This is a genomic window from Paraburkholderia sp. NPDC080076, from assembly GCF_050281145.1.
In the GTDB taxonomy this organism is placed as follows: domain Bacteria; phylum Pseudomonadota; class Gammaproteobacteria; order Burkholderiales; family Burkholderiaceae; genus Paraburkholderia.
The window spans coordinates 157,743-181,456 of sequence record NZ_JBNNWQ010000012.1 but is presented as its reverse complement, the minus strand read 5'-3'; the positions used below and the strand labels follow the sequence as shown (position 1 = coordinate 181,456).

Genomic DNA, 23,714 nt, shown 5'->3' with positions numbered 1-23,714 from the left:
CGTCATAATCTTAGGTATCTTATTTTAAATTTACCAGCGAGCGAATGGTGGAGACGACCTCGGTACGTGCCGGCGACGAGACCGGCTTGCGGGATTATCCGTTGCTGATCGACGGGCAGCTTGGCGCGGGCGCGCGCGGCGAATGGGCCGTCTCGCTGAATCCCGCCGACGAAACGCCAATTGGCCGTAGCGCAATTGCCGACGCTGACGACGTGGAACGCGCGGTCAGTGCCGCCGAACGCGCGCAACCCTCGTGGGCCGCGCTCGACGTGAGCGATCGGGCCGAGCGGCTACGTGAGCTGGCCCGCCGGCTGATGCAACGCCGCGACGAGATTTTGCAACTCGAAGTGCGCGACACCGGTAACACCATTGGCAAGATGCGCGGCGATCTGGCGGGCGCGGTGCATCTGCTCGAGTACTACGCGAGCATTGCGTGCGAAATCAAGGGCGAGACGCTGCCATTTTCGAAAGAGCGCCTGCATCTGTCGATGCGCGAGCCGTTCGGTGTGGTCGCGCGCATCGTGCCGTTCAACCATCCGATCTATTTCGAAGTAGCAGCGCTCGCGGGACCGCTGATGGCGGGTAACGCCGCGTTGATCAAGCCACCGGAACAGAGCCCGTTGTCGTCCGCGATACTCGGCGAAGTGTGTGCCGATGTATTGCCCGCCGGCATCGTCAATATTCTGCCGGGTCCGGGGCAGATCACCGGCGACGCGATCGTGCGCCATCCGCGTGTGCGGCGCATCGCGTTCACCGGATCGGTGGGCACGGGCATGATGATTCAGCGCCGCGCGGCGGAAGTGTGCGTCAAGCAGGTTTCACTCGAACTGGGCGGCAAGAATCCGATGATCGTGTTTCCCGACGTCGATCCTGACGTGGCGGCGAATGCCGCGATCGCCGGAATGAATTTCGCGTGGCAGGGTCAGTCATGCGGCTCGACGAGCCGCCTGCTCCTGCACGAGTCGATTCATGACGCCGTAGTGGAACGAGTTGTTGCGGCAGTTTCGTCGCTCAAACTCGGCGACCCGCTTGACGAAACCTCCCAAATGGGGCCGATCAATTCTGAGCGTCATTATCGGCGCGTGCTCGAATACATCGACGTCGCGAAATCCGACGGCGCGCACCTGGCGACAGGCGGCAAACGGCCGCCGGGTGAATCCTTCGGGCGCGGTTATTGGGTCGAGCCGACCGTCTTTACCGGCGTGACACGTGACATGCGCATCGCGCGTGAGGAAGTGTTCGGTCCGGTGCTCTCGGTGCTGAAATGGCGCTCGCCTGATGAAGCGTTGGCGCTCGCGAACGCGACTGAATACGGTCTGGCCGCGGCACTCTGGTCGAACGATCTGAACGCGGCCTTGAAGATTGCGATGAAGCTCGATTGCGGCTATGTCTGGGTGAACGGCGGCGGTGGCCATTACACGGGCATGCCGTTCGGCGGCACTAAAAACAGCGGCGTGGGGCGTGAAGAGTGTATGGACGAATTGCTCAGCTATACCAGGCAAAAGTCCGTTCACGTCACATTGCGCTAATTGGTCCAATATTTACGTGTTCCGACGGCGCCCATGAGCACAACATCGCGATTCGATTACATCATCATCGGTGCGGGCTCGGCTGGTTGCGCGCTCGCCGCGCGCCTGACCGAGGCGGGCGATACCAATGTTTTGCTGATTGAAGCGGGCGGATGGGATCGCAGCGCGTGGATTCACATTCCACTTGGCTGGGGACGTTTGCACGGCTCGCCGCGTTTCGATTGGGGTTTGCACAGCGAGCCGGAAGCACGACTCGACAGTAGACGTATTGAGTGCGCGCGGGGCAAGGTGATTGGTGGCTGTTCGTCGGTGAACGCGATGGCTTACGTGCGCGGCCATGCAGGCGATTATGATCGATGGGCCTCGTACGGCTTGCCTGGTTGGTCCTATCAGGACGTGCTGCCGTATTTCCGCAGGCAGGAGCATTGGGAGGCCGGAGCGTCGGAGTTTCGTGGCGGCGTCGGGCCCGTCGCGACATGCACGTCGCAATATCCTGACCCGTTAGTGGACGCATGGATGCGCGCGGCGCACGAAGCCGGCCTGCCGGCCACGCCGGACTATAACGGCCATATGCAGGAAGGGGTAGGTCGCCTGCAATTGACCTTGGGTAACGGCCGCCGTTCGAGCGCGGCTTCCGCGTATCTGCGACCCGTGCTCAACCGCAGCAATCTGCGTGTGATGACGCGCGCCGCGGTGCAGACGCTGCTATTCAGCGGCGACCGCGTGACTGGCGCGCGAGTCGTGGTGGACGGCGAGGCGCAGAACGTCGAAGCCAATCGCGAAGTCATTCTCTGCGCCGGGACGATTCATTCGCCGCATCTTCTGATGCTGTCCGGCATCGGCGACCCCACGCAGCTCGAACGTCATGGCATCCCCATCAAGGCCGACGTGCCGGGCGTCGGGCGCAATCTGCAAGACCATCTGTGGGCAAGCGTTGAATTCTCACGAAGCGCACCGGGGATCTTTCAACGTGAGATGCGCCTGGACCGAGTGGCGCGCGGGATCGCCCAGGCGCTTCTGTTCCGCAACGGCTTCTGGACGGACCTGCCGAGCGGCTGGACCGGCTTCCTGAAGACCGACAATGCTTTGGCACTTCCCGACATCCAGTTGCTGTTTCGTGCCTTGCCACCGGGCGCGGGTCCGTGGTTTGCACCGTTTCGCCGGCCCGTAGCGGATGGCTTCGCGTGCCGCGCGGTGCTGCTGCGTCCTCTCAGTCGCGGTCGGATCGAACTCGCGTCGGCAGACCCGCGTACTGCGCCAAAAATTCACTTCAATTTCCTCGAAGACGAACGCGACGCGCGCACGCTGCGCGCTGGCATGCGGCTGATCCGCGAAGTCGCTAGCCAGGCGGCGCTGCAACCGTTCATCGGCAACGAGACGCTGCCGGGCGCCGATCAGATATCCGACGCAGCGCTCGATGCGCATATGCGGCGCACATCGGCCACTTCGCATCACCCGGCCGGCACTTGCCGGATGGGCACCGCCGACGACCCACTCGCCGTTGTCGACGCATCGTTGCGCGTCCGCAATGTGCGCGGCTTACGGGTGGTGGATGCGTCGGTGATGCCGGACATCGTCGGCGGCAACATCAATGCCGCGGTGCTGATGATCGCGGAGAAGGCGGCGGAAATGATCGCCAGCCAATCCAGCGAGTCGTCCGCGCTGCGCGCACCGGCGACACATCCAACGTCTCAGCAGCAGGACGCGGATGTGCGGGCTATGGTGAACCTCACGCCGAAGCCCGACACCGCATTCACGCATCACACAAGTCGATCCGCAAGCGATTCAAGGAGACAGTTATGAGCGAGCAAACACAGATGGCGGGCCTCGTGACGACACGGCCACTATCCGACGCATTGGGAGCCGAGGTGCAGGGTATCGATTTGCGCGATCTCTCGCCCGAGCAGAACCAGAAGATTCTCGACGCGTGGCATGAGAACCTGGTCGTGCTGATCCGCAACCAGACGTTGTCCGAAGAGGACCAGGTGCGCTTCGGCAGGCTGTTCGGCGGTGGCGCACTGTCATCAGGCCATATTCCGGCTCTCGAACGTGTCGAGGGACTCGTGTACGTGACAAATGTGAAGCAGCCGGATCGTCCGGACGGCATTCTGCCCGACGGCGAGATGCAGTTTCATTCCGATCAGTGCTATCGCGATCACCCGTCAAAAGGCACGATGCTGTATGCCATCGAGATTCCGAGCGAAGGCGGCAATACGCTATTCGCCAACACGTACAAGGCGTATGAAACCTTGCCGGACGACGTGAAGCAAAAAATTAAAGGTCTCAGGGCGCTGAACGTGTACGACTACGGGCTGAATCCGACCCGACGCGGACAGCCGAATGCGGACGCACCCAGCCACGTGCATCCCGTGGTGCGCACTCATCCTGTCACACGGCGCAAATCGCTGTTCGTCAATCGCTTGATGACTGCACGTATTGAAGGCATGCCGGAAGAAGAAAGCGATGCGTTGCTCGAGTATCTGTTCGCTCATCAGGAGCAGGAGCAATTTATCTACTCGCATCGCTGGCAGGTCGGCGACGTGCTCATCTGGGATAACCGCTGCGCTTTGCACGCACGCACGGACTTCGATCCCAAACAGCGTCGCGTAATGCGGCGCATCACGTTGCCGGCGGAAGCGGTCGAATGACCGGAACGTAATACGCGCCACACGCTGCGGAGGACGTCCATGTCGTTGATCGCGAAGCTCGAAGCCCGGGCTGCGTCGAACCGGCCGATACGTGTCGGCTTGATCGGCGCGGGCAAATTCGGCTCGATGTATCTGTCGCAAGTACGCACGACACCTGGCGTACATCTGCTCGGGATTGCCGATCTGTCGCCACAGCGCGCGCGCGATTCGCTGCAACGGGTAGGCTGGTGCGCGTCCGCCTATGCTGCGACGGATTGGCGTGACGCCCTCGACACAGGATCGACGTTCGTTACCGACGACGCGTCCGCGCTCATTGCCTGCGGGGCAATCGACGTCGTTATCGAAGCGACCGGTCATCCGGCTGCCGGCGTGCGTCACGCGTTGCTGTGCTGCGAGCACCGCAAACATGTGGTGATGGTCAACGTCGAAGCAGACGTGCTCGCGGGTCCGCTACTGGCGCGCCGCGCTCAGGAGGCGGGTGTTGTCTATTCGCTGGCATCGGGCGATCAACCGGCGCTGATTGCGGAACTGGTCGACTGGGCGCGCACCTGTGGCTTCGAAATCGTTTGCGCGGGCAAAGGCACCCGCTATTTGCCGGCTTATCGACAGTCGACGCCGGATACCGTCTGGCGCCACTACGGCTTTACCGACGAGCAGGTGCAAAGCGGAGATTTCAACGCGCAGATGTTCAATTCATTCGTGGACGGCACGAAATCGGCACTCGAAATGGCGGCCGTTGCGAACGCCTGCGCACTCACGCCCGCCACCGATGGACTCGCGTTTCCCGCCTGCGGCGCCGACGATCTACCGGCACTGTTGAAACCGGTCGACGCCGGTGGTGTGCTGGAGCGGAGCGGCACCGTTGAAGTCGTGTCATCGCTCGAACGCGATGGACGCCCGGTGTTTCGCGATTTGCGCTGGGGCGTGTACGTGGTCATCGAAGCAATGAGCCGCTATGTACGCGAATGTTTCGCGCAATACGGCTTGAGAACGGACGCAAGTGGCCGTTTCGCGGCCATGTACAAACCCTATCACCTGATTGGCCTCGAACTGGGCACGTCGGTGGCGAGCGTGGCGTTGCGCGGCGAAGCAACGGGCTCGACCGGCGGCTTCCGGGCCGATGCGGTGGCCACAAGCAAACGCGCGTTGCGCGCGGGCGAGCGCCTCGACGGTGAAGGCGGCTATACCGTGTACGGCAAGCTGATGCCCGCCACGGATTCGCTGGCGATCGGCGCGCTGCCGATCGGTGTCGCGCACGGAATGGAACTGGTCCGCGACATCGCCGCGGGCACGGTGGTGCGATGGCAAGACGTGCGCTATGACGCCAAACGCCAGGACGTATGTGTGCGGCGCGAAATGGAAGCGATGTTTGCCGTGCGCGAGAAGAGCTTCAAGAAACTAACGAACAAGGAGACATAGCGATGTCGACGGTCACACATTCATGGTTGGTCACGATCATGGCAACAACGCTGATGACGGTTTCGGCAGCGCCGACGTGGGCGCAGGGCTCGGACGCTGCCTCCAGCACGGCCACGAAAGCCGAGCGCAAGGCGCAACGTAAGGCAGACCGAAAAGCCGCCCATGCGAAGAACAAAGCTGAATTGCAGACGCTGGAAAAGAATGGTTATAAGCCGAATCAGGTGGGATCCACTTATCCGTCGAATCTGCAGGACGCGCAGAAGAAAGCGGGTATCGGACAGGCGGCGAGCCAGTGAGGGCGCAAGGCGCGTCAAGTGCGCGTCACAGAGGCCACACCATGTATCCCATCGACATTGATCCGCAATCGGGCTGCCGGTTGCCGCTACCCGATCGCGCGAGCCTCGACACGGAAGCGCAAGCTATTTTCGATGCGCACGTGAAGCCCGGGGCGCATTCGATACGTGGCCTGCGCGGGCCGGGCGGTCTGCAATTGCACAGTCCGGAACTCGCCAAGCGCAACCGTCCGCTGTTGCGCTATTTGCGCTTTGAAGCGGCATTTTCACCGCGCGTACGTGAGGTCGCGATACTCACCACAGCGCGTTGTTGCGACAGTCAGTTCGAGTGGGCCGTCCATGAAGCGGCCGCGCTCAGCGCGGGCGTACCGGAAGACACCATCGACGCGATTCGGCGCGATCGGCGCCTCGCCGCGCTCGATCAAACCGACGCGCTTGTCATTACGTTGGGCCGGGAAATATTTCGTGCGCATCGCGTGAGTTCGCGCACTTACGAACGGGCGCTCAAGACGTTCGGCAAGCGCTCGCTGATCGATCTGGTGGCGTTGATGGGTAACTACTCGACGATCGCGGCGCTACTGGCCACTTTCGATATGCAGCTCGATCCGGGTGTCGAGCCGCCATTAGTCACCAGCTAGCGGTGTCATTTCATTTAGTGGCAATGTGAAGCGGGCGCCAGACGGCAGCACCCGACGTCATCGCTTCTAGAGCATCTCCAGAACGCGCTCGAACGCCTCGGCGTGCTCCGGTGAAAAAAGCCGGATGAGATCGCGCGCATAGGGTGAATACCGTGCCTGAGTGCGCCCGAGCATGCTGGTGAAGCCGTCGTTGTAATGATACTTGTCCTGTTCAAGCGGCAGATGAATCTGCTCGTTCATCGCTGCGTCGCGCACCGTGCCCAACGGGTCCTCGCCGCGCGTGACCTTGGCCTGTTCACGATGCACCATGCGCCTGAGGATCGCCACGCCCTGGTCGGTCGAGCCGAGATTTTCCTTTGTGCGATCGGCGATCGGACCTTGCGTGATCCACGCCATGATGTCCTGCGAATCGATCATGTCGAGCAGATAGTCACCACGGCGGTCGACATAGGGCACCTCATAGACCGGCACGCGTTCGCGCAGATGCGCTGGAATTTCGGTGCCTTCAGGCGGCACGAACGTGGTGTACCAGAGGTGCAAAGTATGCGTGTCGTCCATCGGCGTACGAATCTGGAACGACATGCGGCTGCCCGCTTTCTTCGACGCATAGCCTACTGCCAGCATGTTCGGAAACACGAGTGGATGGCCGACCTGCCAGTCGTCGCAATCTTCGCTTTGACCTTCGAGCAGACGCCGCTTGATGATCCCATGCTCGAACTCGGTAAAGCCGATACGGACGTGCTTTTTGGTAATTGCCACGCGCACACCTTCTTTCTCTTTCAGGTTCTCGTACAGATGACCATGCAGCCATTCCGTATGAACCTGATCGACCGAGTTCTCCATGATCTGCAGCCAGTTAGCCGGGATCACCGCGCGTCCGATCATGCGTACCGCCGGTTCGATCACGAAACCATCGAAGCGCGGCAGCAGCGGGCGCGGCTCCGGTCCCATGTACGCGAATAGCATGCCGCCGAGTTCTTCGACTGCATACGCCGGCGTTTTGACGCGTTCCTTGAAGCACGTTTCCGCCGACTCGTTAGGCTGGTCAATACAGTTTCCTTGCGCGTCGAAGTGCCAGCCGTGATACGGGCAGCGAATGCCGTCCTCGGTAGGAATGCCGTATGCAAGCGACGCACGCCGGTGTGGACAGTGTTCTGCAATCAAGCCGAAACGGCCTTGACGGTCCTTGAATAACACGAGGTCTTCGCCGAGCAACCGTACGCGACGCGCGCTGCGGCCGTCGGAGAATTCGTCGACACCGGCAATGGGATGCCAGTAGCGGCGCATCAGTTCGCCGCCGGGCGTTCCTGCACCAACGCGCGTAAGCAGCTGGTTCTGTTCTGCTGTCAGCATGAGTTCACCTCCGGGAGAGATCAGTGACAATCCGTCGTGCGTATCAGTTGACTCATCACGCAGCGCCGCACACGGAAGAAGCGGTCAAACAGGTTGATTTATATTAGCTATCTATGTTTATTGCGTCAACGTCAAACCGTTCGAAAAACTAACTATCGCGCGGGGAAATGAGCGCGATCGCGGCGCGCAGCGGCAGTTCACTTCGCCGGACGTGCGGCGGCGAGTCTCGACAGGCTCACACATGCCGCGAGCGCGGAGAAGCCGGCCCCCGCCGCGAGGGCGACACTGGCTTCGTGCTGTGGAACGACCTCGAATGCAAACGCGACAAGCGCGGCACCGATTGTCTGACCCAGTGTGCGTGCCGTACCGATCATTCCGCTGGCGCCGCCGGTTCGCCCGCGCGGTGCGGCGGCCAGAATCGCGCGATTGTTGGGTGACTGGAAGAGGCCAAAGCCGAGACCGCACAATGCCATCCGCCAGGCGATGGTGATGGCCGGAGGATCGGCGGGCAGCCACGCAAGTAGTGCAAGCCCGGTTGCGAGCGCTGCGAGGCCGATGCCGCCAAGAACACCGGCTGGGTAGCGGTCGGAAAGAACGCCGGATATGGGCGCCATGCATAGCACGGCGAGCGGCCAGGGCGTCAAGAGAAGGCCGACATGTGCAGGGGTGTATCCAAAGGTCCGTTGCAGCAAGAATGGCAAAGAGACGAATGCGAGCATCTGCGCAATGAATGAGCAGATCGAAGTCGCGACGGAGAGCGCAAAGACCGGATCGCGCAGCAGATCGACCGGAAGGAGGGGTGTCTCGCGATCGAGCTGACGCTTGACGAAGACGTACCCGACGCAGACCGTGCAGCACAAATAAAGCATGACGGTCAGCGCGTTGCCGCCGTGCCCAAAGGCATCGACAGCCATTACCAGCGAGCCGATCGTGAGTACGTTGAGCAAAGCGCTGATCACATCGTAGCGGTTGCGATGCGTGAGACTGCTCGGCAGCGCGACGAATCCGAGCAGGAGCGCCGCGATACCAAGCGGCACGTTGACGGCAAAAAGCCATGGCCACGACGCGATCGACAGGATCGACGCGGCTACGGTAGGTCCGGCCACCGACGCGGTGGCGATCACCGAGGCGTTGATGCTGACACCGCGGCCGAGCAGGCGGGAGGGATAGAGCGTTTTTACCAACGCCGTATTCACGCTCGCAATGCCGGCTGCACCGAACCCCTGCGCGACACGCGACAAAGTCAACTCGACGAGCGTATGCGAAAGCGCGCACGTGAGCGACGCGAGCGTGAACACAGTGATGCCGGTCAGATAGACCGCACGATAGCCGATGCGGTCCCCGAGCGAGGAGAACGGCAGTAGCGAAATGGCGATAGCGATCTGATAGCCGTTGATGATCCAGATCGAGGCGGAGGGGGACGCATGCAGGTCTTGCGCGATGGTCGGCAGCGCCACATTGGCAATAACCGTGTCCAAAGCGCCTAACGCGGTGCTCAGCGTGACGACCAGAATGCCCCAATAGAGTTGCGGAGCGGATACGCCGTCTTGCGGCACGTTCGCCGTGCCGTCCCGTGCCGCCGTATCGGCGATGGACGTCTTCCCGATAGATGCTTTCACGTCACGCCTGATCCGGAATGCCGGCGCGCGGCTCTGCAGCAGATGAAGATTGGGACCGGGGCGCACGCGCGAAGCGCCGGTCTTCAGGCGGTTTTATTATATCCCTAAGTATTTGTTGGGCGCAGGCGATTTCCGGCGATTCCTGCAACCGCATCGCCCGTCATGGGCATCACACGATCTTGCGCGAAGGCGGCATGAGGCGGTTCGCTTCGAGTTCGTCTTCTTCGAGATTGCGCACCATGGTTTGCAACGCCTTGCGCACGATGGCGAGGTCCTTGTCAGCAATGCCTCGAACGGCGACTTCATGCAAATCTTCGGCGAGCGGAATGAGCTGCTTCTGTAGCGCCTTTCCCGATGGCGTCAGGTAAACACAGATATTGCGCATGTTGCCAGGCAACTTGCGGCGCGTGATGTATCCGAGCTTTTCCATTTGCTGCAGCGCGTTATAGGCAGTTGGTTCACGCAGTCCCGCAAGCTCGGCGAGGTCGCGCTGAGTCAGGCCTTCCCGCTCCCACAAAATGCGCAAGAAAGGCCAATAACCATACGAAACCGAATGCTCCATCAGGCGAATTTGCAGACCGCGCGCCATGGCGCGCGCCGCGTCCTTGACCAGGTGCCCGAGCCGATCGTTCGGTACGGCGTCGCGCCAGTTGCGCGGCATCGGTAGCGCCGGTTTTTCGTTATGTTGGGTCGCCATCGCAATCCAGGAAGGTTGTTTGTTGATTAAGGATACACGGCAGCCTGCCAACCCGCCAAACGGTTCGCGCACTGCGGCAGGCCTCGGAATCGGCAATTGACAGGGGATGTAGTGCGACGCTACATTATTAGCGATCTAATTCTATTTTCCTGAGGGTATCATGACCAACGAAGAACATCGCCAGTTGATCGGCAGTGTCAACCGCGCGCTCAGTTGGCCGCTGCCGGAAAAGATCCGATCTATCTCGGCAGATCTGGCGCAGCGCCAGGTGACGCTTCAGTTCGTGCATGACGGTGAGGCAGGCGCGGCTGAAAAGGAAACCATCGCGGGTATTGAGCGCCAGGTGGAACAATCGATGGGGGACTATCGCGTCGACTCGACGCTGATCAGGGTGGACGCCCCTAGACCTTACGCGGAGCAACTGCTGCCCATCGTCGTACTGGCCATGTTCGAACAGGAGGAGTGACACAACTGGCACGTTCCACCGGCGCCGCCGGTGAGCGGCGCCCGTTGCGAACCGCAGACTGCTTCAGTGAGGCGCGGGCGCCTGCAGATTGAGCCGACGCATGGTAGCAATGTAGCCGTCGACGATCCGGTCAACATCATGGTCGGCTACGAAACCCAAATCTTCTTTCGCGCGGCTTACGTCCAGAATGCAATTCATTGATCCGGTATCGGTACCCGGTCCGATGGATATCTCTGCGTCTGGGAAGCGCCGTTTCACGGCCGCACCAAACTGCTTCAGCGTAAAGCCGGTCCCGGTTGCGATGTTGTACACCGAGTGATTGAGGCGGGGAGCGTCGAGCGCCGCAATAATGCCGCGCGCTACCTCGCCGTTGAATAGTGCGTCGCATACCGCGTCGCCGCCTTTGGGAATCTCAGCCGGCAACCCTGCCATCGGATTTTCCATAATCACGCTGTACCTGCTGTGCGCGCCACCATGACGGGAGATCTTGCCCGGTCCGATCGTCGAGCCAAAGCGCAGCGCGGCGAATTCAACCCCGTGGCGATCGCGAAACCAGCGGCCGAGCAATTCGCCCGCCAGCTTCGAGATACCGTACACGGTAGCGGGTTCGGTGGGCGCAGTCTCCGGCATGGGCCGATAGGTCGGATGGGCGAATTCTCCGCTGATGGGTGAATAAGCGGCTTTGCTGCTCGCCATCACTACGCGTTTGACGCCGTGCTTTCTTGCTGCTTCCAATACGTTGGCAGCGCCGCCAACGTTGATCTGCATACCGAGCGCGGGCGTATTCTCCGTCACGCTCGTGAGGGTTGCGCCGAGATGGGCGATATGCGTGATGCCGTGGGCGCTGATCGCGGCGTCGACGCTGTCGGCAGCGGACGCGTCGCCAGTCAGCAGATCACACGAAGCTGCGATGTCGCTGATCAGTTCAGTGTTACCGCTTCGCGACATCACAACGGGGCGATGCCCGGCTTCCACCAGTGCACGAGTGACAAAGTGACCGATCACCCCGTTGCCGCCGATCACCAGATATCTGGACATAGTGTCTCCTTGCTTGTGGTCGAAGCGCGTTGTTGAGTCCTGAACGCAGCCGCCTGGATGAAACGATTAGCAGTCTAACAAAACAACATGCTTTGTCAATTGACGCCTGTTTTATCGCATCGCAGCACACTCGCTTGACCCTCTGTGCGTCGTCGCACTTCGCGTTTACGCGGGCGTCCACTCGTCTTGACTTCACTGTACCCCTGGCATAATCTTAGACATCGAATATTAAATGCATAAGAAAGCTCGACACCATGAGATAGGGATCGCATGAAACATGCAATGGTCCATGAGACGGCGATTCACACCGAGGAGGCTCACGTGAACGTTTTCCCGATCTGTTGTTCGGCGTCCCCGATGCTGCTGCAAGTCTGACCTTCACACGAACCGAACAAAGGACCGCGGACATGGGCTTGTTCATTCAATTGCTGTTCAATACGCTGGAAATCGGTTCGGTGTATGTGCTGTTTTCACTTGGACTCACGTTGATCTTCGGCACGATGAAGATCATCAATTTCGCGCACGGTCAGTTCTTTGCCGCTACGGCGTTGCTGATTTCGAGTGCGCTACCGACATTGACGAACACCTTCGGCTGGCCCGTTTGGGCCGCGTATATCGCTTCTTTCGTCGGTTCAATCGTTTTCATCGCAGTGCTTTCCATGGCGCTGTACTGGGGCGGTTTCTACAAATTCACGCGCGACCTGCTCGGGTCGTTCACCTTATCGCTGGGCTTCCTGTTCATGGGGCAGGGCATCCTGCTCGCGGTGTTCGGCGGGGCGCCACGCGTCACACCACGGCTTGTATCAGGCGACATCACCGTGCTAGGTGGCGTGGTCAATGCACAGCGATTGCTGATCTTTGGCGTGGCGATTGGAGTCACGCTCGCGCTCAACGCGTTCGTGCAGCGCTCCCGTCTGGGTAATGCGCTGCGCGCCATCTCGGACGATTACGAGGCGGCCATGCTACAAGGCATCCGCTATCGCCGGATTTCGTGCTACGGGTTCGCGCTGGGTTCCATTCTCGCGGCAGTCGCCGGAGGTCTCATCGCTCCGCTGGTCTCGACGACGCCGACGATCAGTGACGACTATCTCGTCAAGGCGTTCATCATCATTATCGTCGGCGGCCTGGGCAGCATTCCAGGTGCGATTCTCGCCAGTTTTCTTATCGCGGCCATTGAGAGTTTCGGTGGCTATTACTTTGACCTCACCAGTGCGGCGATCGTGTCGAACATCCTGGTGATCATTTTCCTACTCCTGCGTCCGCGCGGATTCATGGGCCAAGCGGTGAAGATCGTATGAACACGGAAAAAGCAAGCGTGGCACTCACGGGGCAATCGGTCAGGAAGATGCCGCGCGTTGGCCGAGTGTTGGTTGCCGCAATCTTCATCGCGCTACTCGCCTATTCGATCTTTGCGGAAAATCGCTATGGTCAGAGCATGGTGATGTGGATCGCACTGAATTCGCTGGCGGCGGTCTGCTTGCGCTTTGTTCTGCTGATCGGCGAAAAAAACGTTGCAACCGCAGCGTTCATGGGCTTGAGCGCATACGCCACGGCAATCGCCACGGTCAACTTCGGCTGGCCGTTTATCGCGGCGATCCTGCTGGGTAGCGCAGTGGCCGGCGTGACGAGTTGCCTGTTCGGCGTTGTATGCCTGCGCGTCAAAGGCCCTTATTTCATGCTGATAGGTTTTTCTTTCACCGCATTGATGGGGCTGATCTATACGAAGTGGGACTACGTAGGCGGCAATGCGGGCATGGTCGGGATCTATCTGCCGCCCTACATGGAAGGCTGGTTGCCCGCACTGGTGTTGAGCGTGTGCAGCGTATGGATGCTGATTCTCTATCTCTGCGAACGCTCGCCACTCGGCAGGCTGTTTCAGGCGATTCGCGACAACGATTCGATCGTGGCGTCGGTCGGTGTCGATATCATTCGAGTCAAAGTGATCTGTCTCGTACTTGCTTCGGTGGCGGTCGGTTTCGTCGGTTCGCTGACCGCGTTTACGAATGCGATCATCAGCCCGCCGGACTTCCAGTTCTCCGTCGCGGTGTTCCTGCTCGCGTACATCATGATCGGCGGCCAGAGTCACATCATTGGCACGGTGATCGGCGCGGCAATCCTGACATGTCTCGATCAGGCTTTGCAGGGTCATAGTGAATGGGAAGAGATTGTGTTTGGTGGCGCAATCGCTGCAAGCATGCTGTTCCTGCCCGACGGGTTGCTGGGTGTCTGGCGCTGGATAGTCGAAGGTTCGTTCTGGCGGACTGGATGGCGTTCGTCGCTTCGCGGCTCGGAACAGCGTATGGGGAGCCGCACGGAGGTGTCAAAGCAATGAGTACACCCGCTACCTCGTCGGCCAGCTCATCGACCAGCTCAAGCAACGAACCGCTGCTCGTCGCAGACGGCATTAGCCGGCAGTATGGCGGCGTCAAGGCGCTGGACAATCTGAGTTTTCAGGTTCGCGAAGGCGAAGTGCTTGGACTGATTGGTCCGAACGGCGCCGGAAAGAGCACGACGTTCAACGTGATCAGCGGGCACACGCGAGCGTCGCGTGGCCGCATCTATTTTCGCGGCGAAGATGTGACGAAGCTTCGCGCCACCAAGATCAGCCGCCGCGGTTTCGGTCGTACGTTTCAGCACAGCAGTCTGCTTCGCACGATGAGCGTCTACGACAACATCCTTGTCGGCACGATGCAAAGCCTGCGTGATCACGCGTCACGAAAACGGCGCGTACTCGAGACCGCGGAATTGCTGGGACTAGAGACGCTTCTCGATCAAACAGCCGGCACGCTTCCTCACGGCCGCCAGCGCATGCTGAGCATTGCGATCGCATTTGCCGCACGGCCGGTTCTGCTCGGCCTTGACGAGCCGCTCACCGGATTGAACTCCACCGAAAGCAACTTCGCGATCGACATCATCAAGCGCATTCAGGCCGAGTACGGCACGACGATCATTCTCGTCGATCACAACATGCGTTCGGTGATGGGGATTTCGCACCGGATCATGGTACTCAACTATGGGCAACTGCTCGCCTCGGGAACACCGGCGGAGATTCGCACCAATCCTGAGGTGATCAAGGCCTATTTGGGAGACGATGCATGAGCAGCGAGTGTCTGGCCGTCGAGGGACTCGAAATCCGCTACGGTAAGGTGTGCGTCGTGTTCGGCGTCGACTTTGCGGTCAAGCATGGCACGCTGACCACCTTGATCGGTTCGAATGGCGCTGGCAAGACGACCATCATGAAAGGCATCACCGGCATGCTGCCGGTTGCGAAAGGGCGAGTGCGCTACTGCGGCGAAGACATCACCGGTTTGAAGCCCGATCAGATTACACAGCGTGGCATCGTACTCGTACCGGAAGGCCGAAGACTCTTCCACTCAATGACTGTACTCGAGAACCTGAAGATTGGTGCGTGGCTCAGGACCGACAAGGTGGCCATCAAGCGCACGCTCGATCAGGTGCTCGAGTACTTTCCCGATCTGACGACCAAGCTCAATGCAAAGGCCTCGATGCTGAGCGGCGGCCAGCAACAGATGGTCGCCTTCGGGCGCGCCTTGATGGCAGCACCTCGCCTGTTGCTGATGGACGAGCCCTCGGTGGGCCTTGCTCCGGTCATCGTTCAACGCATTCTCAACATCATTCGTTCGGTCAGCGAAGACGGCATTGACGTGCTACTGGTCGAGCAGAACGCGTCGCTGGCGCTCAAGCATTCGGATGAGGCCTACGTCGTGGAAAACGGATATATCCATCTGCACGGGCGGTCGAAGGCGCTCGCCGACGACGAGAACGTTCGCCGCGCCTACCTGGGACTCTAGTCCACGCATCCCGCAGTTCTGGAGCCGCATGCGTAGAGCATGCGGCCTTTTGCACTTGCCCATTCGCTCCTGCGGTTGTGCGCTTGCGTATCAGCGCGCAGCTTGCCATATTTTCCGTCGCAAGGGTTCTACCTGGTTGAAAGTGGGACTGTGCGTTATATCGTTAGGTATCTAAGTGGAGTTGGAATGAAAACGGAAGCGGCCCGGATTGTCAGGGGTGAATGTGGTTTTCCGGCCGCCTCGTGGGAGCAATACGCGAGCGCAGTACATCGGAGTGTTGAATGTCTAACTGGATAATCGGAATCGACACAGGTGGGACGTTTACGGACGTCGCCGCGCTAGAAGTGACAAGCCAGACGCTGCATGTCACGAAGGTTCCGTCGACCCCGGATGATCCTTCGCGCGCGGTGCTCAACGGCCTGGCCACGCTAATGGATGAGTTCCCGGCGGTGACACCGGCCGAGATTCAGTTCTTCGCTCATGGCACTACGGTTGCGACCAATGCGCTGCTTGAACACAAAGGGGTGACGGCCGGGCTGCTGATAAACCGTGGCTTTCGGGCCGTATATGAACTGCGCGGTGGATTGCGGCCGGTGGGTGCGGATGCGATCGATACATTCTGGCGCAAGCCTGGCCCACTCGTACGTCAGCGCCATATCGAAGAAATCGACGGACGGATCGCTTTCGACGGCAGCGAACTGGAACCGCTGGACGAACCCGGCGTGCGCGCGGCGGTGCGTCGATTGAGAGAGCGGGGGGTGTCGGCAATTGCTGTGGCGTACCTCTTCTCGTTCATGAACGATGCTCACGAAGCGCGCACGGCGCAGATCATTCGTGAGGAATTTCCTGGGTGCCGCGTGTCGCTGTCGAGCGTCATTCTGCCCGTGATACGCGAATATCAGCGTACGTCGACGACCGTCGTGGACGCCTATGTCGGTCCGGTAATCGAGAACTATCTGCGCCGGCTGTCGACGGGCCTGAAAGAGCTGAATCTAACGACACAGCAACGTTTCATCATGCAGTCGAACGGCGGCCTGATGCGTGTCGACATGGCCGCGAACTATCCAAACCAGACGTTACTGTCCGGCCCGGCGGCGGGGGTGGTATTCAGTGCACAACTCGGCCTGGCAGTGGGTGAGCCGAATGTCGTCACGTTCGATATGGGAGGCACCAGTACGGATATCGCGGTGCTGGTGGGCGGCGAATACCAGGAAAACCGCGACGGCAGCATCAACCACCAGGACGTCGGCACGCCGATGATTCACATCAACACGCTGGGCGCGGGCGGCGGCACAATCGCGCGTATCGGTCCGGACGGATTGCTCAAGGCGGGGCCGCAATCGGCAGGCGCCGCGCCGGGTCCCGCGTGTTACGGCCGCGGCGGCGAGTTGCCCACCGTGACCGACGCCAATCTCGTGCTCGGTTATCTTGAACCGCATGCGCTTGTGGGCGGCAAGGTCAAGCTCGACGCGAACCTTGCGCGCGAAGCGATTCGCAAGCGCATTGCCGAGCCGCTGGGGTTGAGCGTCGAAGAGGCGGCGCTTGGCATCATCGCGATCGTCAATGTAAATACGGAAGTCGATACACGCCTTGCGTTTGCCGAGCGCGGGCTCGATCACCGGACCTTCGCGCTCGTGGCATTCGGCGGTGCGGGGCCGGTACACGCAGCGCGCGTGGCGCGAAACGTCGGCATTCCACGCGTGATCGTGCCGCCGCATCCCGGCATAAGTTGCGCGATGGGGCTACTGCAAACGGACGTCAAGCATTTCTACCTGCGCAGTCATCCCGCGCCGTTACCGGCGCTCTCCGTGGCCACGATCAATCAGCTGTTCGGCGAGCTCCGCGAACGGGCGCTTGACGAAGCGTACGCGGAAGGTTTCAGGTCCGTTGAAGTGGAACTGCATTATCAGATGGACTTGCGCTATCCGTATCAGGGCTATGAACTGACGATTCCATGCGTGGCGCCGCCGTTCCTCGATGCAGATAAGGAAACCGTGCGGCGTGCATTCGACGAGGCCCATCTGCGCGTATACGCGATTTCCGCGCCGCACGAAACGCCGGAGGTCGTGAACTTGCGGCTGGTGTCCGTGAGTGCGGTCCCTCATCTGACCTTACCCGACGTGCCGCAAGGAGAGGGCTCCACGGATGCCGCGCGCGTGGGCACGAGGCGCGCCCGCTTTGAGGAGTTCGACGACTATATCGACACGCCGGTGTATCACCGCGAGCGCTTGCGGCGCGGTGATGTGATCGAAGGACCGGCGATCATCGAACAACTCGATTCGACTACGGTGTTGCTGCCGCGACAGAAGGCCGAAGTCGTTCGCTTCGGCACGCTGATCATCACTGTGGAGGTGTGAGGCGATCATGATTGTGAATCCTGTCACGCTGGAAGTTCTGAATAACCGGCTGCGCGAAATTGTGTCGACAATGGAACATCTGCTGTTTCACGGCGGCTACTCAACGATTTTGCGCGAGTCGAAAGACGGCAGCGCGGTGATTACAGACCGCGACGGCTGCGCGGTATTCTCAGGCTCGCAAGTTCACCTGATGCCCTATCAGTTCACGTTGCGCGCCATTCTCGAACAATACCCGCTGGATACGATGCGCGAGGGCGACAGCTTCATCGCCAACGATCCGTATCTGGGAGGCTCGTTCCATGCTTCCGATATTGCAATCGTCACACCGATCTTTTTCGACGGCGATGTGCTCGGCTTTGCGGCGAGTATCGCGCACAAAAGCGATATTGGCGGCATGGTGCCCGGGTCTGCATCGGGCGCGTCGCGCGAGTTGTATCACGAAGGCTTTCTGATTCCCGCGGTCCGCTATGCGACGGCAGACGGGCCAATCGAAGACGTCGTTCGATTGTTGATGCGCAATAGCCGGCAACCCGATGCGTTGCGCGGCGATTTGCAGGCACAGGTTGGTTGCACACGCGTCGGTGCGGAGAAGGTGAGGGCGCTGTGTGAGAGTTACGGGGTGGACACGATCCGCGCGGCGTTTCAGGAGTTGCAGGACGTCACCGAAAGACGCGTGAGGCGCGGTCTGCTCGAATGGCCGGACGGAGAATATACAGGCGAAACCCATTTCGAGGCCGATGGTCATCTGTTCAAGGCACCAGTACGCTTTAACGTCAGGGTGAGAAAAGAAGCCGACACAATCACATTCGACGTGACCGGCAGCAGCCCGCAGGTGGCAAGCCCGCAAAACATTCGTCCGCAATCGCAACTTGCCGCGGCGGCACTCTCACTCATCACGAGTATGGATCCATCCATTCCGCTTAACTATGGCGCATTGCGGCCGATTCGCCTTGTCAGTAAGCCCGGCCTGGTCACCGAAGCGAGGTTTCCCGCGCCAGTCGGATCGTATTTTGCATCGACTGCCATGCTGTACAGCGCGTGCCTGATGGCACTCGCGCGCTTCAATCCCGCACGTGCGGTGGCGACGAGCGGATTTGGCACCTCGGGGCCAGTACTCGGCTTTCGCCAGGCCCGCTCGGGCAGGCCGGCGGTCTCCTATGAACTGATGTCGCCCTCGCTTGGCGGTACGCCGACGCACGATGGCAATCTGGCCGTCAATCCGATGCATCAGTACACGCCGTACACGCCTGTCGAGATCATCGAGACCGAATATCCGGTGCAGGTCGAGCGCATCGAAACAATTGCGGATTCGGCGGGCGCCGGCCAGTTTCGGGGCGGTTTGGGCTATCGAAAACGCTACCGCGTACTGGAAGACTGCACGCTCAACTTCCGTCGCATGCAGGCGGGAGAGCCGCAAGGTGCATTTGGTGGACGCAGTCCCCTGCGTCTGCGCTCGTCGATCAATCCGGATACGGACGATGAGAGACCGCTTACGCATTCGGCGGCATTCGAGCTGAAAGCCGGTGAGACATTCCAGTATCAGTCTCAAGGCGGCAGCGGATACGGCGACCCCTATGCACGTGATCCGCAGTTGGTACTGGATGACGTACTCGACGGTTACGTGTCGGTGGAAGGTGCGTTGCGCGATTATGGCGTCGTCATCGATCCTGTTACACATGCGATCGATGCCACGGCGACTGCCGCGCGCCGATCGGTGCGGTGACAAGCGCGACAGCGGCGAGTAGGGCATCAGCCGATAGGGATTCACCTGATTGGCTGCAACACTTAGATGGCTAAACTAAAGTCATTCTCCGGGAAAGATTGGCGATGTTCGGAGTAGAAGGGCGGAACACCATGAATCTCGAAGAAGTTGTTTCAGGAAGGACGATTTGTCTTTTGATTAAATAGGATACCTATCAAAGAAAGGCTGGTGAGTTTCGGAGAAAAATCAGTGCGCGACGAGCGTGGGTCTTCTGATCTCTGGCTAATGCGCGCTTCATCCTGAGCTGGACTGAATTGAAAGGGTCTCTCATGACCAACAAGAAAATCTGCGTCGCGCTGGCGTTTGGCGCCGTGTCCGGAATAGCTAGCGCGCAATCGTCGGTGACGCTGTACGGCTTGCTCGACGTCGGCATCGAATACAAGAATCAGGTCCCCACGACGACCGGTAACAAGACCAATAGCAGTCAGGTCCAGATGCAGGCGGGCAATCTGCTCGGCGATCGATGGGGCCTGAAAGGGGTCGAGGACCTGGGTGGCGGTCTCAAGGCGATTTTCACCCTCGAATCCGGCTTCCTCATCAACACCGGTCAGTCTTCGCAGGGCGGTCGCGAGTTCGGGCGTACGTCGGTAGTCGGGCTGGACAGCAAAACGTGGGGTACCGTCACCGTGGGCCGGCAAAAAAATCTCGCGTACGAATATCTATGGACGTATGACCCCTTGCAGTTCGCCTTTTATTCGGCGTATCCGATGGATTCGTTCCTCGCCTCGCGAATGGACAATTCGGTGCGTTACACGATCAATCGTGCTGGCTTTACGTTGGGCGGCATGTACAGCACGGGCTTCGATTCAACGATCGTGAACGGCGCGCAGGTCCCCGGCGCAAGCAAGGTCGGGCGTGAATGGGAACTGATGGCCATGTATCAGGGCTCGCTGCCGATTAGCGCAGGTGTCGTGTTCGATCAGCAGCAGGGCACGTCGATTGCCACACAGAGCAATGCGCTGCAGCGCGTCGTGGCCGGTGCGTCCTATACGTATGGCAGTCTTACAGGCTATCTGGGGTATCGCTGGCTGAATGGGCAGAACGGCGCGTCGGCGCAAAGTTCGAACCTTTACTGGTCAGGTCTGTTCTATCGCTTCACGCCGGCGTTTTCGCTGTCCGCGGGCGGGTACCACATGCAGATCCGCAATTTGCACAACGGCCCGACAAGCGGCGTGATTCTCGCGGACTACTTCGTCTCCAAGACCACGGACTTCTACGCGCAGGTCTCCAAGATCTGGAACACGAAAGGCAGTAACGTTGGCATTGACGGAGCCGGTTTCAACACGTCTTTCGGCGCGTCCCAAACCGGCGGCATGGTTGGCATCCGGCACACGTTCTAGCTGGCCGACACGCCTGCGCGGTGGGGCTACAGGGGGGACGATGCATAACTATTCGTTTGTACGTCGGACGCTGGCCGCCGCATGCGCGGCGTGGGCGATCAACGCGACGTTCGTCATGCCCGCGTTAGCGGACGACGTGATCCACCTTGGAATGACGGTGCCGATGTCGGGTGCTGGAGCGAGTTGGGGCATGAGTGCGGAGTGGGTCGCGCAAATGGCCGTCAAATATGTGAACGACCATGGTGGCGTCAATGTCAACGGGAAGATCTATCACTATGCGGTGACGGCGTACGACAACAAGTACACGGCGGCCGACGGGGTCAAGGTCGCCCAGACGATGTTCAATCGGGACGGCATCCGCTATGTCGTATTCGGCATGTCGACGCAGGCCGTCGCGGCGACGCAGAGTATGTCAGAGCGCGCCGGTATTCTCATGTTTACCGTGAGCTGGTCCAATTCGATCAAGGGTCCGAAATATCCACTAACCTTCACGATCACGAACACGCCGACCGAGTTTCTGGGGCCGCTCTATACACTTGTCAAGAAACAGAATCCGTCGATAAAAACGATCGCGCTGATCAGCCCGAATGACGCTGCCGACGAAGAGGCAGTGGCATCCGCCATGCCGCATCTCAAGGCGCTGGGCATTCAGGTTCTCACTTACGTGAAATACGAGCGCGGCACAACCGAGTTCCAACCGGTGGCAACCAAGGTCGTGCAAACCAAACCGGACGCGATCGATACACTAGGTGCGCCGCCTGGTGACATTGGTGTGCTCTATCGCGCGATCGCGGATCAAGGGTGGAATGGTGTTCGCATCGCGTCGGCGGGTACGGTGTCCGATGCGGTGATTCGCACCGGAGGCAAAGCGGTTGAAAACCTTTATATGGGGCTGGGCGCCGACTTTGCCGGACCCAACGCGACGCCGGTGCAGCGTCAAGTGGCCGCAGCGTTCGAGCCGGCGATGCACGAGCCGCTCGATATTGCCGGCATGTCGGCGTGGGAAGCTGTGATGGCGCTCAAGGCGGGAATGGAGAAGTCGGGGAGCATCGATCCGCGCGTCGTTGCTCAGACGCTGCCGAAGATCACCTTCGAGTCAAGCTACGGACCGGCCGCGTTCGGCGGAGCGTCCACCTACGGGACGCCGCAGGAGATGCTGCTGCCCGTCATCATTACGCAGATACGCAACGGCAAAGTGGTCGAGCTGGCACGCATCCCGTCGCCTGAGTTGGAAAAACGCGTGGCACAAGCGAAGTAGCGCCGCCGCTCGTGATGGGCGGAACGGAGATCGGCGGGGGAGCTTGAGCGGAAATTTCGGCGAGACATCACGTGATATATGGCGAGCACGCCGCCTTGCGCGGAATAAGTAGACCAGTTCGAATTGTTACGCGTTATTCGACGCCCTCCCTTGCTTGCGGCCTAAGGAGTACACGACAACGCGCGCTGGCGGGCGGTGGACGCGCTCGAGGAAGGGCCCGCGAAGTGGTCCGAGAGGCGGGAGTCTTGTGCGGCTAGGGGAGTGAAGTGCTCTCATGAACGGCGGAGTTTCTCGGCCATCGCTTGCGACTCGCAGCCGGTGCGCGTAGCGACGTCCCGTATCGTCGCCAGGTTGCCTGACGCACCGGATTGGCCAGCAGACCGTAGTGACGGATGCGATGGAAGCTGGCCGGCAAACGAAAGCTTGGCGTACTCATCAAAAAACAACTGGCCCCGCTGGTATGCATGAGTGAGCTCTTCCAGGTGGCGTCGCCGGATCAACCCCGAATGCACGCATATCGGCAGGAAGACAGCGGGCCGTCATGGCACTCGCCGCCCACCGCCCACCGCCCGGCGAAATGCCCCCGCTGCGAACAATGAACGAACTCCCCACTTCGCGCCGACTCCGAGAGAAGCCCCTTGAGGCCCAGCTGGAGCGTTCTTGTCAAGCGTCGCACGCAGGAGAAAGCAGTCTACAAGTTTGCCGGCAAGCATGCGCACTCCAAGTTGCCGAACCTTCTTCGTTGTCGCCGGCGACGAATTCAGAGAGCCAACGAGCCTAGCGCAAGGCGGTGTCCTATCGTCACACTGCGAAAAGCATCCGGCGGCGGAGCCACGGCTGTCGGTGAGCCGCGCTAGTCTGGAAAACAACCTGACACGCCATCCACTTCAAATCCGTTAGCTTGGCGGGTTGGCGCGGCCATGCGGTAACCGTTTCGACTACTGTTTCGATTCCCGCAACAGTGCTTTCACCAATTAGGTATTTACCCTGATAAATACGGCTCGTAGACTGCTTTGATGAGTTGCAGACCGGTGTGTCTGTAGCAACATTTGAAATGATCGCTGAGGTTCAAATCATGAAATCGCTCATCAATGCAATCGCTGTTGCACTCGTTTTTGCCGCACCGGCCGTGTCGTTTGCACAAGTGAATCAGCCGGTTACGCGCGCCGAGGTCCGCGCTCAACTGGCCCAGCTCGAGAAGGCTGGCTATGACCCGGCGCGGGCAAATAGCTCCGACTACCCGCAGAACATCCAGGCCGCCGAAGCACGTATCGCTGAACAGAACGGTTCGGCAACCTACGGCGGCGTAGTAAGCGGCTCGTCGACGTCAGGTGTTCATGCCTACAAAACCGAGGCAGACTCCACTGGCCCGCGCTCTGTATTTTTTGGTCAATGATCAAAGAGTTGGACGGGCCGCTGCTGCGCAGTCCACTCAGCAACACAGTCCTTCGAGCGCGGTTCCGCTGTGCACCGTCACTCATGCAA

Annotated in this window: 20 protein-coding genes; 16 read left to right on the top strand and 4 right to left on the bottom strand. The window is 60.2% G+C overall.

Going from position 1 to position 23,714, the window contains the following annotated elements:
* Window positions 1–44 precede the first annotated feature (44 nt).
* From ACQKRQ_RS35385 to ACQKRQ_RS35360, 6 genes are read left to right on the top strand one after another with little or no spacing between them, the layout of a single operon-like run.
* Complete coding sequence (locus ACQKRQ_RS35385; RefSeq protein ID WP_427482210.1) at window positions 45–1,529, top strand: aldehyde dehydrogenase family protein; 1,485 nt, start codon at window positions 45–47, stop codon at window positions 1,527–1,529.
* Between the two features lie 33 nt (window positions 1,530–1,562).
* Complete coding sequence (locus ACQKRQ_RS35380; protein WP_427482208.1) at window positions 1,563–3,332, top strand: GMC family oxidoreductase; 1,770 nt, start codon at window positions 1,563–1,565, stop codon at window positions 3,330–3,332.
* A complete protein-coding gene (locus ACQKRQ_RS35375; protein ID WP_427482206.1) occupies window positions 3,329–4,177 on the top strand; it encodes a TauD/TfdA dioxygenase family protein in 849 nt (282 codons plus the stop codon). The genes ACQKRQ_RS35380 and ACQKRQ_RS35375 overlap by 4 nt, the downstream gene beginning before the upstream one ends.
* A 39-nt stretch (window positions 4,178–4,216) precedes the next feature.
* Window positions 4,217–5,596: an NAD(P)H-dependent oxidoreductase gene (locus tag ACQKRQ_RS35370; protein WP_427482204.1), complete on the top strand. Its 1,380-nt coding sequence runs from the start codon at window positions 4,217–4,219 to the stop codon at window positions 5,594–5,596.
* A gap of 2 nt (window positions 5,597–5,598) precedes the next feature.
* Entirely contained in the window at window positions 5,599–5,892 is a 294-nt protein-coding gene (locus tag ACQKRQ_RS35365; RefSeq protein ID WP_427482202.1) for a DUF4148 domain-containing protein, read from the top strand.
* Window positions 5,893–5,933: 41 nt separating this feature from the next.
* Complete coding sequence (locus ACQKRQ_RS35360; RefSeq protein WP_427482200.1) at window positions 5,934–6,527, top strand: carboxymuconolactone decarboxylase family protein; 594 nt, start codon at window positions 5,934–5,936, stop codon at window positions 6,525–6,527.
* A gap of 66 nt (window positions 6,528–6,593) precedes the next feature.
* On the opposite strand, the gene ACQKRQ_RS35355 is transcribed toward ACQKRQ_RS35360, so the two are convergent.
* From ACQKRQ_RS35355 to ACQKRQ_RS35345, 3 genes are all read right to left on the bottom strand, one after another.
* Entirely contained in the window at window positions 6,594–7,880 is a 1,287-nt protein-coding gene (locus tag ACQKRQ_RS35355) for a Rieske 2Fe-2S domain-containing protein (protein WP_427482198.1), read from the bottom strand.
* Window positions 7,881–8,077: 197 nt separating this feature from the next.
* Window positions 8,078–9,499 (bottom strand): MFS transporter, encoded by a 1,422-nt coding sequence (locus tag ACQKRQ_RS35350; protein WP_427482197.1) that lies wholly within the window; start codon window positions 9,497–9,499, stop codon window positions 8,078–8,080.
* A gap of 169 nt (window positions 9,500–9,668) precedes the next feature.
* Window positions 9,669–10,268: a MarR family winged helix-turn-helix transcriptional regulator gene (locus ACQKRQ_RS35345; protein WP_408318232.1), complete on the bottom strand. Its 600-nt coding sequence runs from the start codon at window positions 10,266–10,268 to the stop codon at window positions 9,669–9,671.
* Window positions 10,269–10,356: 88 nt separating this feature from the next.
* Here ACQKRQ_RS35345 and ACQKRQ_RS35340 point away from each other — a divergent pair, with 88 nt between their 5' ends.
* Window positions 10,357–10,662, top strand: a complete 306-nt coding sequence (locus ACQKRQ_RS35340; protein ID WP_408318234.1) for a hypothetical protein — start codon at window positions 10,357–10,359, stop codon at window positions 10,660–10,662.
* A 63-nt stretch (window positions 10,663–10,725) separates the two neighbouring features.
* Here ACQKRQ_RS35340 and ACQKRQ_RS35335 read toward each other — a convergent pair whose 3' ends face one another.
* A complete protein-coding gene (locus ACQKRQ_RS35335) occupies window positions 10,726–11,685 on the bottom strand; it encodes an NAD-dependent epimerase/dehydratase family protein (RefSeq protein ID WP_427482196.1) in 960 nt (319 codons plus the stop codon).
* 422 nt (window positions 11,686–12,107) lie between these two features.
* Here ACQKRQ_RS35335 and ACQKRQ_RS35330 point away from each other — a divergent pair, with 422 nt between their 5' ends.
* The 9 genes from ACQKRQ_RS35330 to ACQKRQ_RS35290 all read left to right on the top strand — a co-directional run bounded on the left by ACQKRQ_RS35330 (window position 12,108) and on the right by ACQKRQ_RS35290 (window position 23,625).
* Window positions 12,108–12,998, top strand: a complete 891-nt coding sequence (locus ACQKRQ_RS35330) for a branched-chain amino acid ABC transporter permease (RefSeq protein WP_427482194.1) — start codon at window positions 12,108–12,110, stop codon at window positions 12,996–12,998.
* On the top strand, window positions 12,995–14,032 hold the full coding sequence (locus tag ACQKRQ_RS35325; RefSeq protein WP_427482192.1) for a branched-chain amino acid ABC transporter permease: 1,038 nt from the start codon (window positions 12,995–12,997) through the stop codon (window positions 14,030–14,032). The genes ACQKRQ_RS35330 and ACQKRQ_RS35325 overlap by 4 nt, the downstream gene beginning before the upstream one ends.
* Window positions 14,029–14,799 (top strand): ABC transporter ATP-binding protein, encoded by a 771-nt coding sequence (locus tag ACQKRQ_RS35320; RefSeq protein WP_427482190.1) that lies wholly within the window; start codon window positions 14,029–14,031, stop codon window positions 14,797–14,799. The genes ACQKRQ_RS35325 and ACQKRQ_RS35320 overlap by 4 nt, the downstream gene beginning before the upstream one ends.
* Entirely contained in the window at window positions 14,796–15,512 is a 717-nt protein-coding gene (locus ACQKRQ_RS35315) for an ABC transporter ATP-binding protein (RefSeq protein WP_427482188.1), read from the top strand. The genes ACQKRQ_RS35320 and ACQKRQ_RS35315 overlap by 4 nt, the downstream gene beginning before the upstream one ends.
* A gap of 281 nt (window positions 15,513–15,793) precedes the next feature.
* The gene (locus ACQKRQ_RS35310) at window positions 15,794–17,869 is read left to right on the top strand and encodes a hydantoinase/oxoprolinase family protein (RefSeq protein WP_427482186.1); all 2,076 of its coding nucleotides are present in this window, start codon (window positions 15,794–15,796) and stop codon (window positions 17,867–17,869) included.
* 7 nt (window positions 17,870–17,876) lie between these two features.
* Window positions 17,877–19,592, top strand: coding sequence for a hydantoinase B/oxoprolinase family protein (locus ACQKRQ_RS35305; protein ID WP_427482184.1), 1,716 nt, complete (start codon window positions 17,877–17,879; stop codon window positions 19,590–19,592).
* Between the two features lie 308 nt (window positions 19,593–19,900).
* On the top strand, window positions 19,901–20,971 hold the full coding sequence (locus tag ACQKRQ_RS35300; protein ID WP_408318250.1) for a porin: 1,071 nt from the start codon (window positions 19,901–19,903) through the stop codon (window positions 20,969–20,971).
* Window positions 20,949–22,229: an ABC transporter substrate-binding protein gene (locus tag ACQKRQ_RS35295; protein WP_427482182.1), complete on the top strand. Its 1,281-nt coding sequence runs from the start codon at window positions 20,949–20,951 to the stop codon at window positions 22,227–22,229. The genes ACQKRQ_RS35300 and ACQKRQ_RS35295 overlap by 23 nt, the downstream gene beginning before the upstream one ends.
* Window positions 22,230–23,304: 1,075 nt before the next feature.
* On the top strand, window positions 23,305–23,625 hold the full coding sequence (locus tag ACQKRQ_RS35290; protein ID WP_427482324.1) for a DUF4148 domain-containing protein: 321 nt from the start codon (window positions 23,305–23,307) through the stop codon (window positions 23,623–23,625).
* The last annotated feature ends 89 nt before the right edge of the window (window positions 23,626–23,714 follow it).

Bases quoted from the DNA above. Each gene is read 5' to 3' on its own strand.
- ACQKRQ_RS35385 (WP_427482210.1), top strand. From the start codon at position 45: ATGGTGGAGACGACCTCGGTACGTGCCGGCGACGAGACCGGCTTGCGG.
- ACQKRQ_RS35380 (WP_427482208.1), top strand. From the start codon at position 1,563: ATGAGCACAACATCGCGATTCGATTACATCATCATCGGTGCGGGCTCG.
- ACQKRQ_RS35375 (WP_427482206.1), top strand. From the start codon at position 3,329: ATGAGCGAGCAAACACAGATGGCGGGCCTCGTGACGACACGGCCACTA.
- ACQKRQ_RS35370 (WP_427482204.1), top strand. From the start codon at position 4,217: ATGTCGTTGATCGCGAAGCTCGAAGCCCGGGCTGCGTCGAACCGGCCG.
- ACQKRQ_RS35365 (WP_427482202.1), top strand. From the start codon at position 5,599: ATGTCGACGGTCACACATTCATGGTTGGTCACGATCATGGCAACAACG.
- ACQKRQ_RS35360 (WP_427482200.1), top strand. From the start codon at position 5,934: ATGTATCCCATCGACATTGATCCGCAATCGGGCTGCCGGTTGCCGCTA.
- ACQKRQ_RS35355 (WP_427482198.1), bottom strand. From the start codon at position 7,880: ATGCTGACAGCAGAACAGAACCAGCTGCTTACGCGCGTTGGTGCAGGA.
- ACQKRQ_RS35340 (WP_408318234.1), top strand. From the start codon at position 10,357: ATGACCAACGAAGAACATCGCCAGTTGATCGGCAGTGTCAACCGCGCG.
- ACQKRQ_RS35330 (WP_427482194.1), top strand. From the start codon at position 12,108: ATGGGCTTGTTCATTCAATTGCTGTTCAATACGCTGGAAATCGGTTCG.
- ACQKRQ_RS35325 (WP_427482192.1), top strand. From the start codon at position 12,995: ATGAACACGGAAAAAGCAAGCGTGGCACTCACGGGGCAATCGGTCAGG.
- ACQKRQ_RS35320 (WP_427482190.1), top strand. From the start codon at position 14,029: ATGAGTACACCCGCTACCTCGTCGGCCAGCTCATCGACCAGCTCAAGC.
- ACQKRQ_RS35315 (WP_427482188.1), top strand. From the start codon at position 14,796: ATGAGCAGCGAGTGTCTGGCCGTCGAGGGACTCGAAATCCGCTACGGT.
- ACQKRQ_RS35310 (WP_427482186.1), top strand. From the start codon at position 15,794: ATGTCTAACTGGATAATCGGAATCGACACAGGTGGGACGTTTACGGAC.
- ACQKRQ_RS35305 (WP_427482184.1), top strand. From the start codon at position 17,877: ATGATTGTGAATCCTGTCACGCTGGAAGTTCTGAATAACCGGCTGCGC.
- ACQKRQ_RS35300 (WP_408318250.1), top strand. From the start codon at position 19,901: ATGACCAACAAGAAAATCTGCGTCGCGCTGGCGTTTGGCGCCGTGTCC.
- ACQKRQ_RS35290 (WP_427482324.1), top strand. From the start codon at position 23,305: ATGAAATCGCTCATCAATGCAATCGCTGTTGCACTCGTTTTTGCCGCA.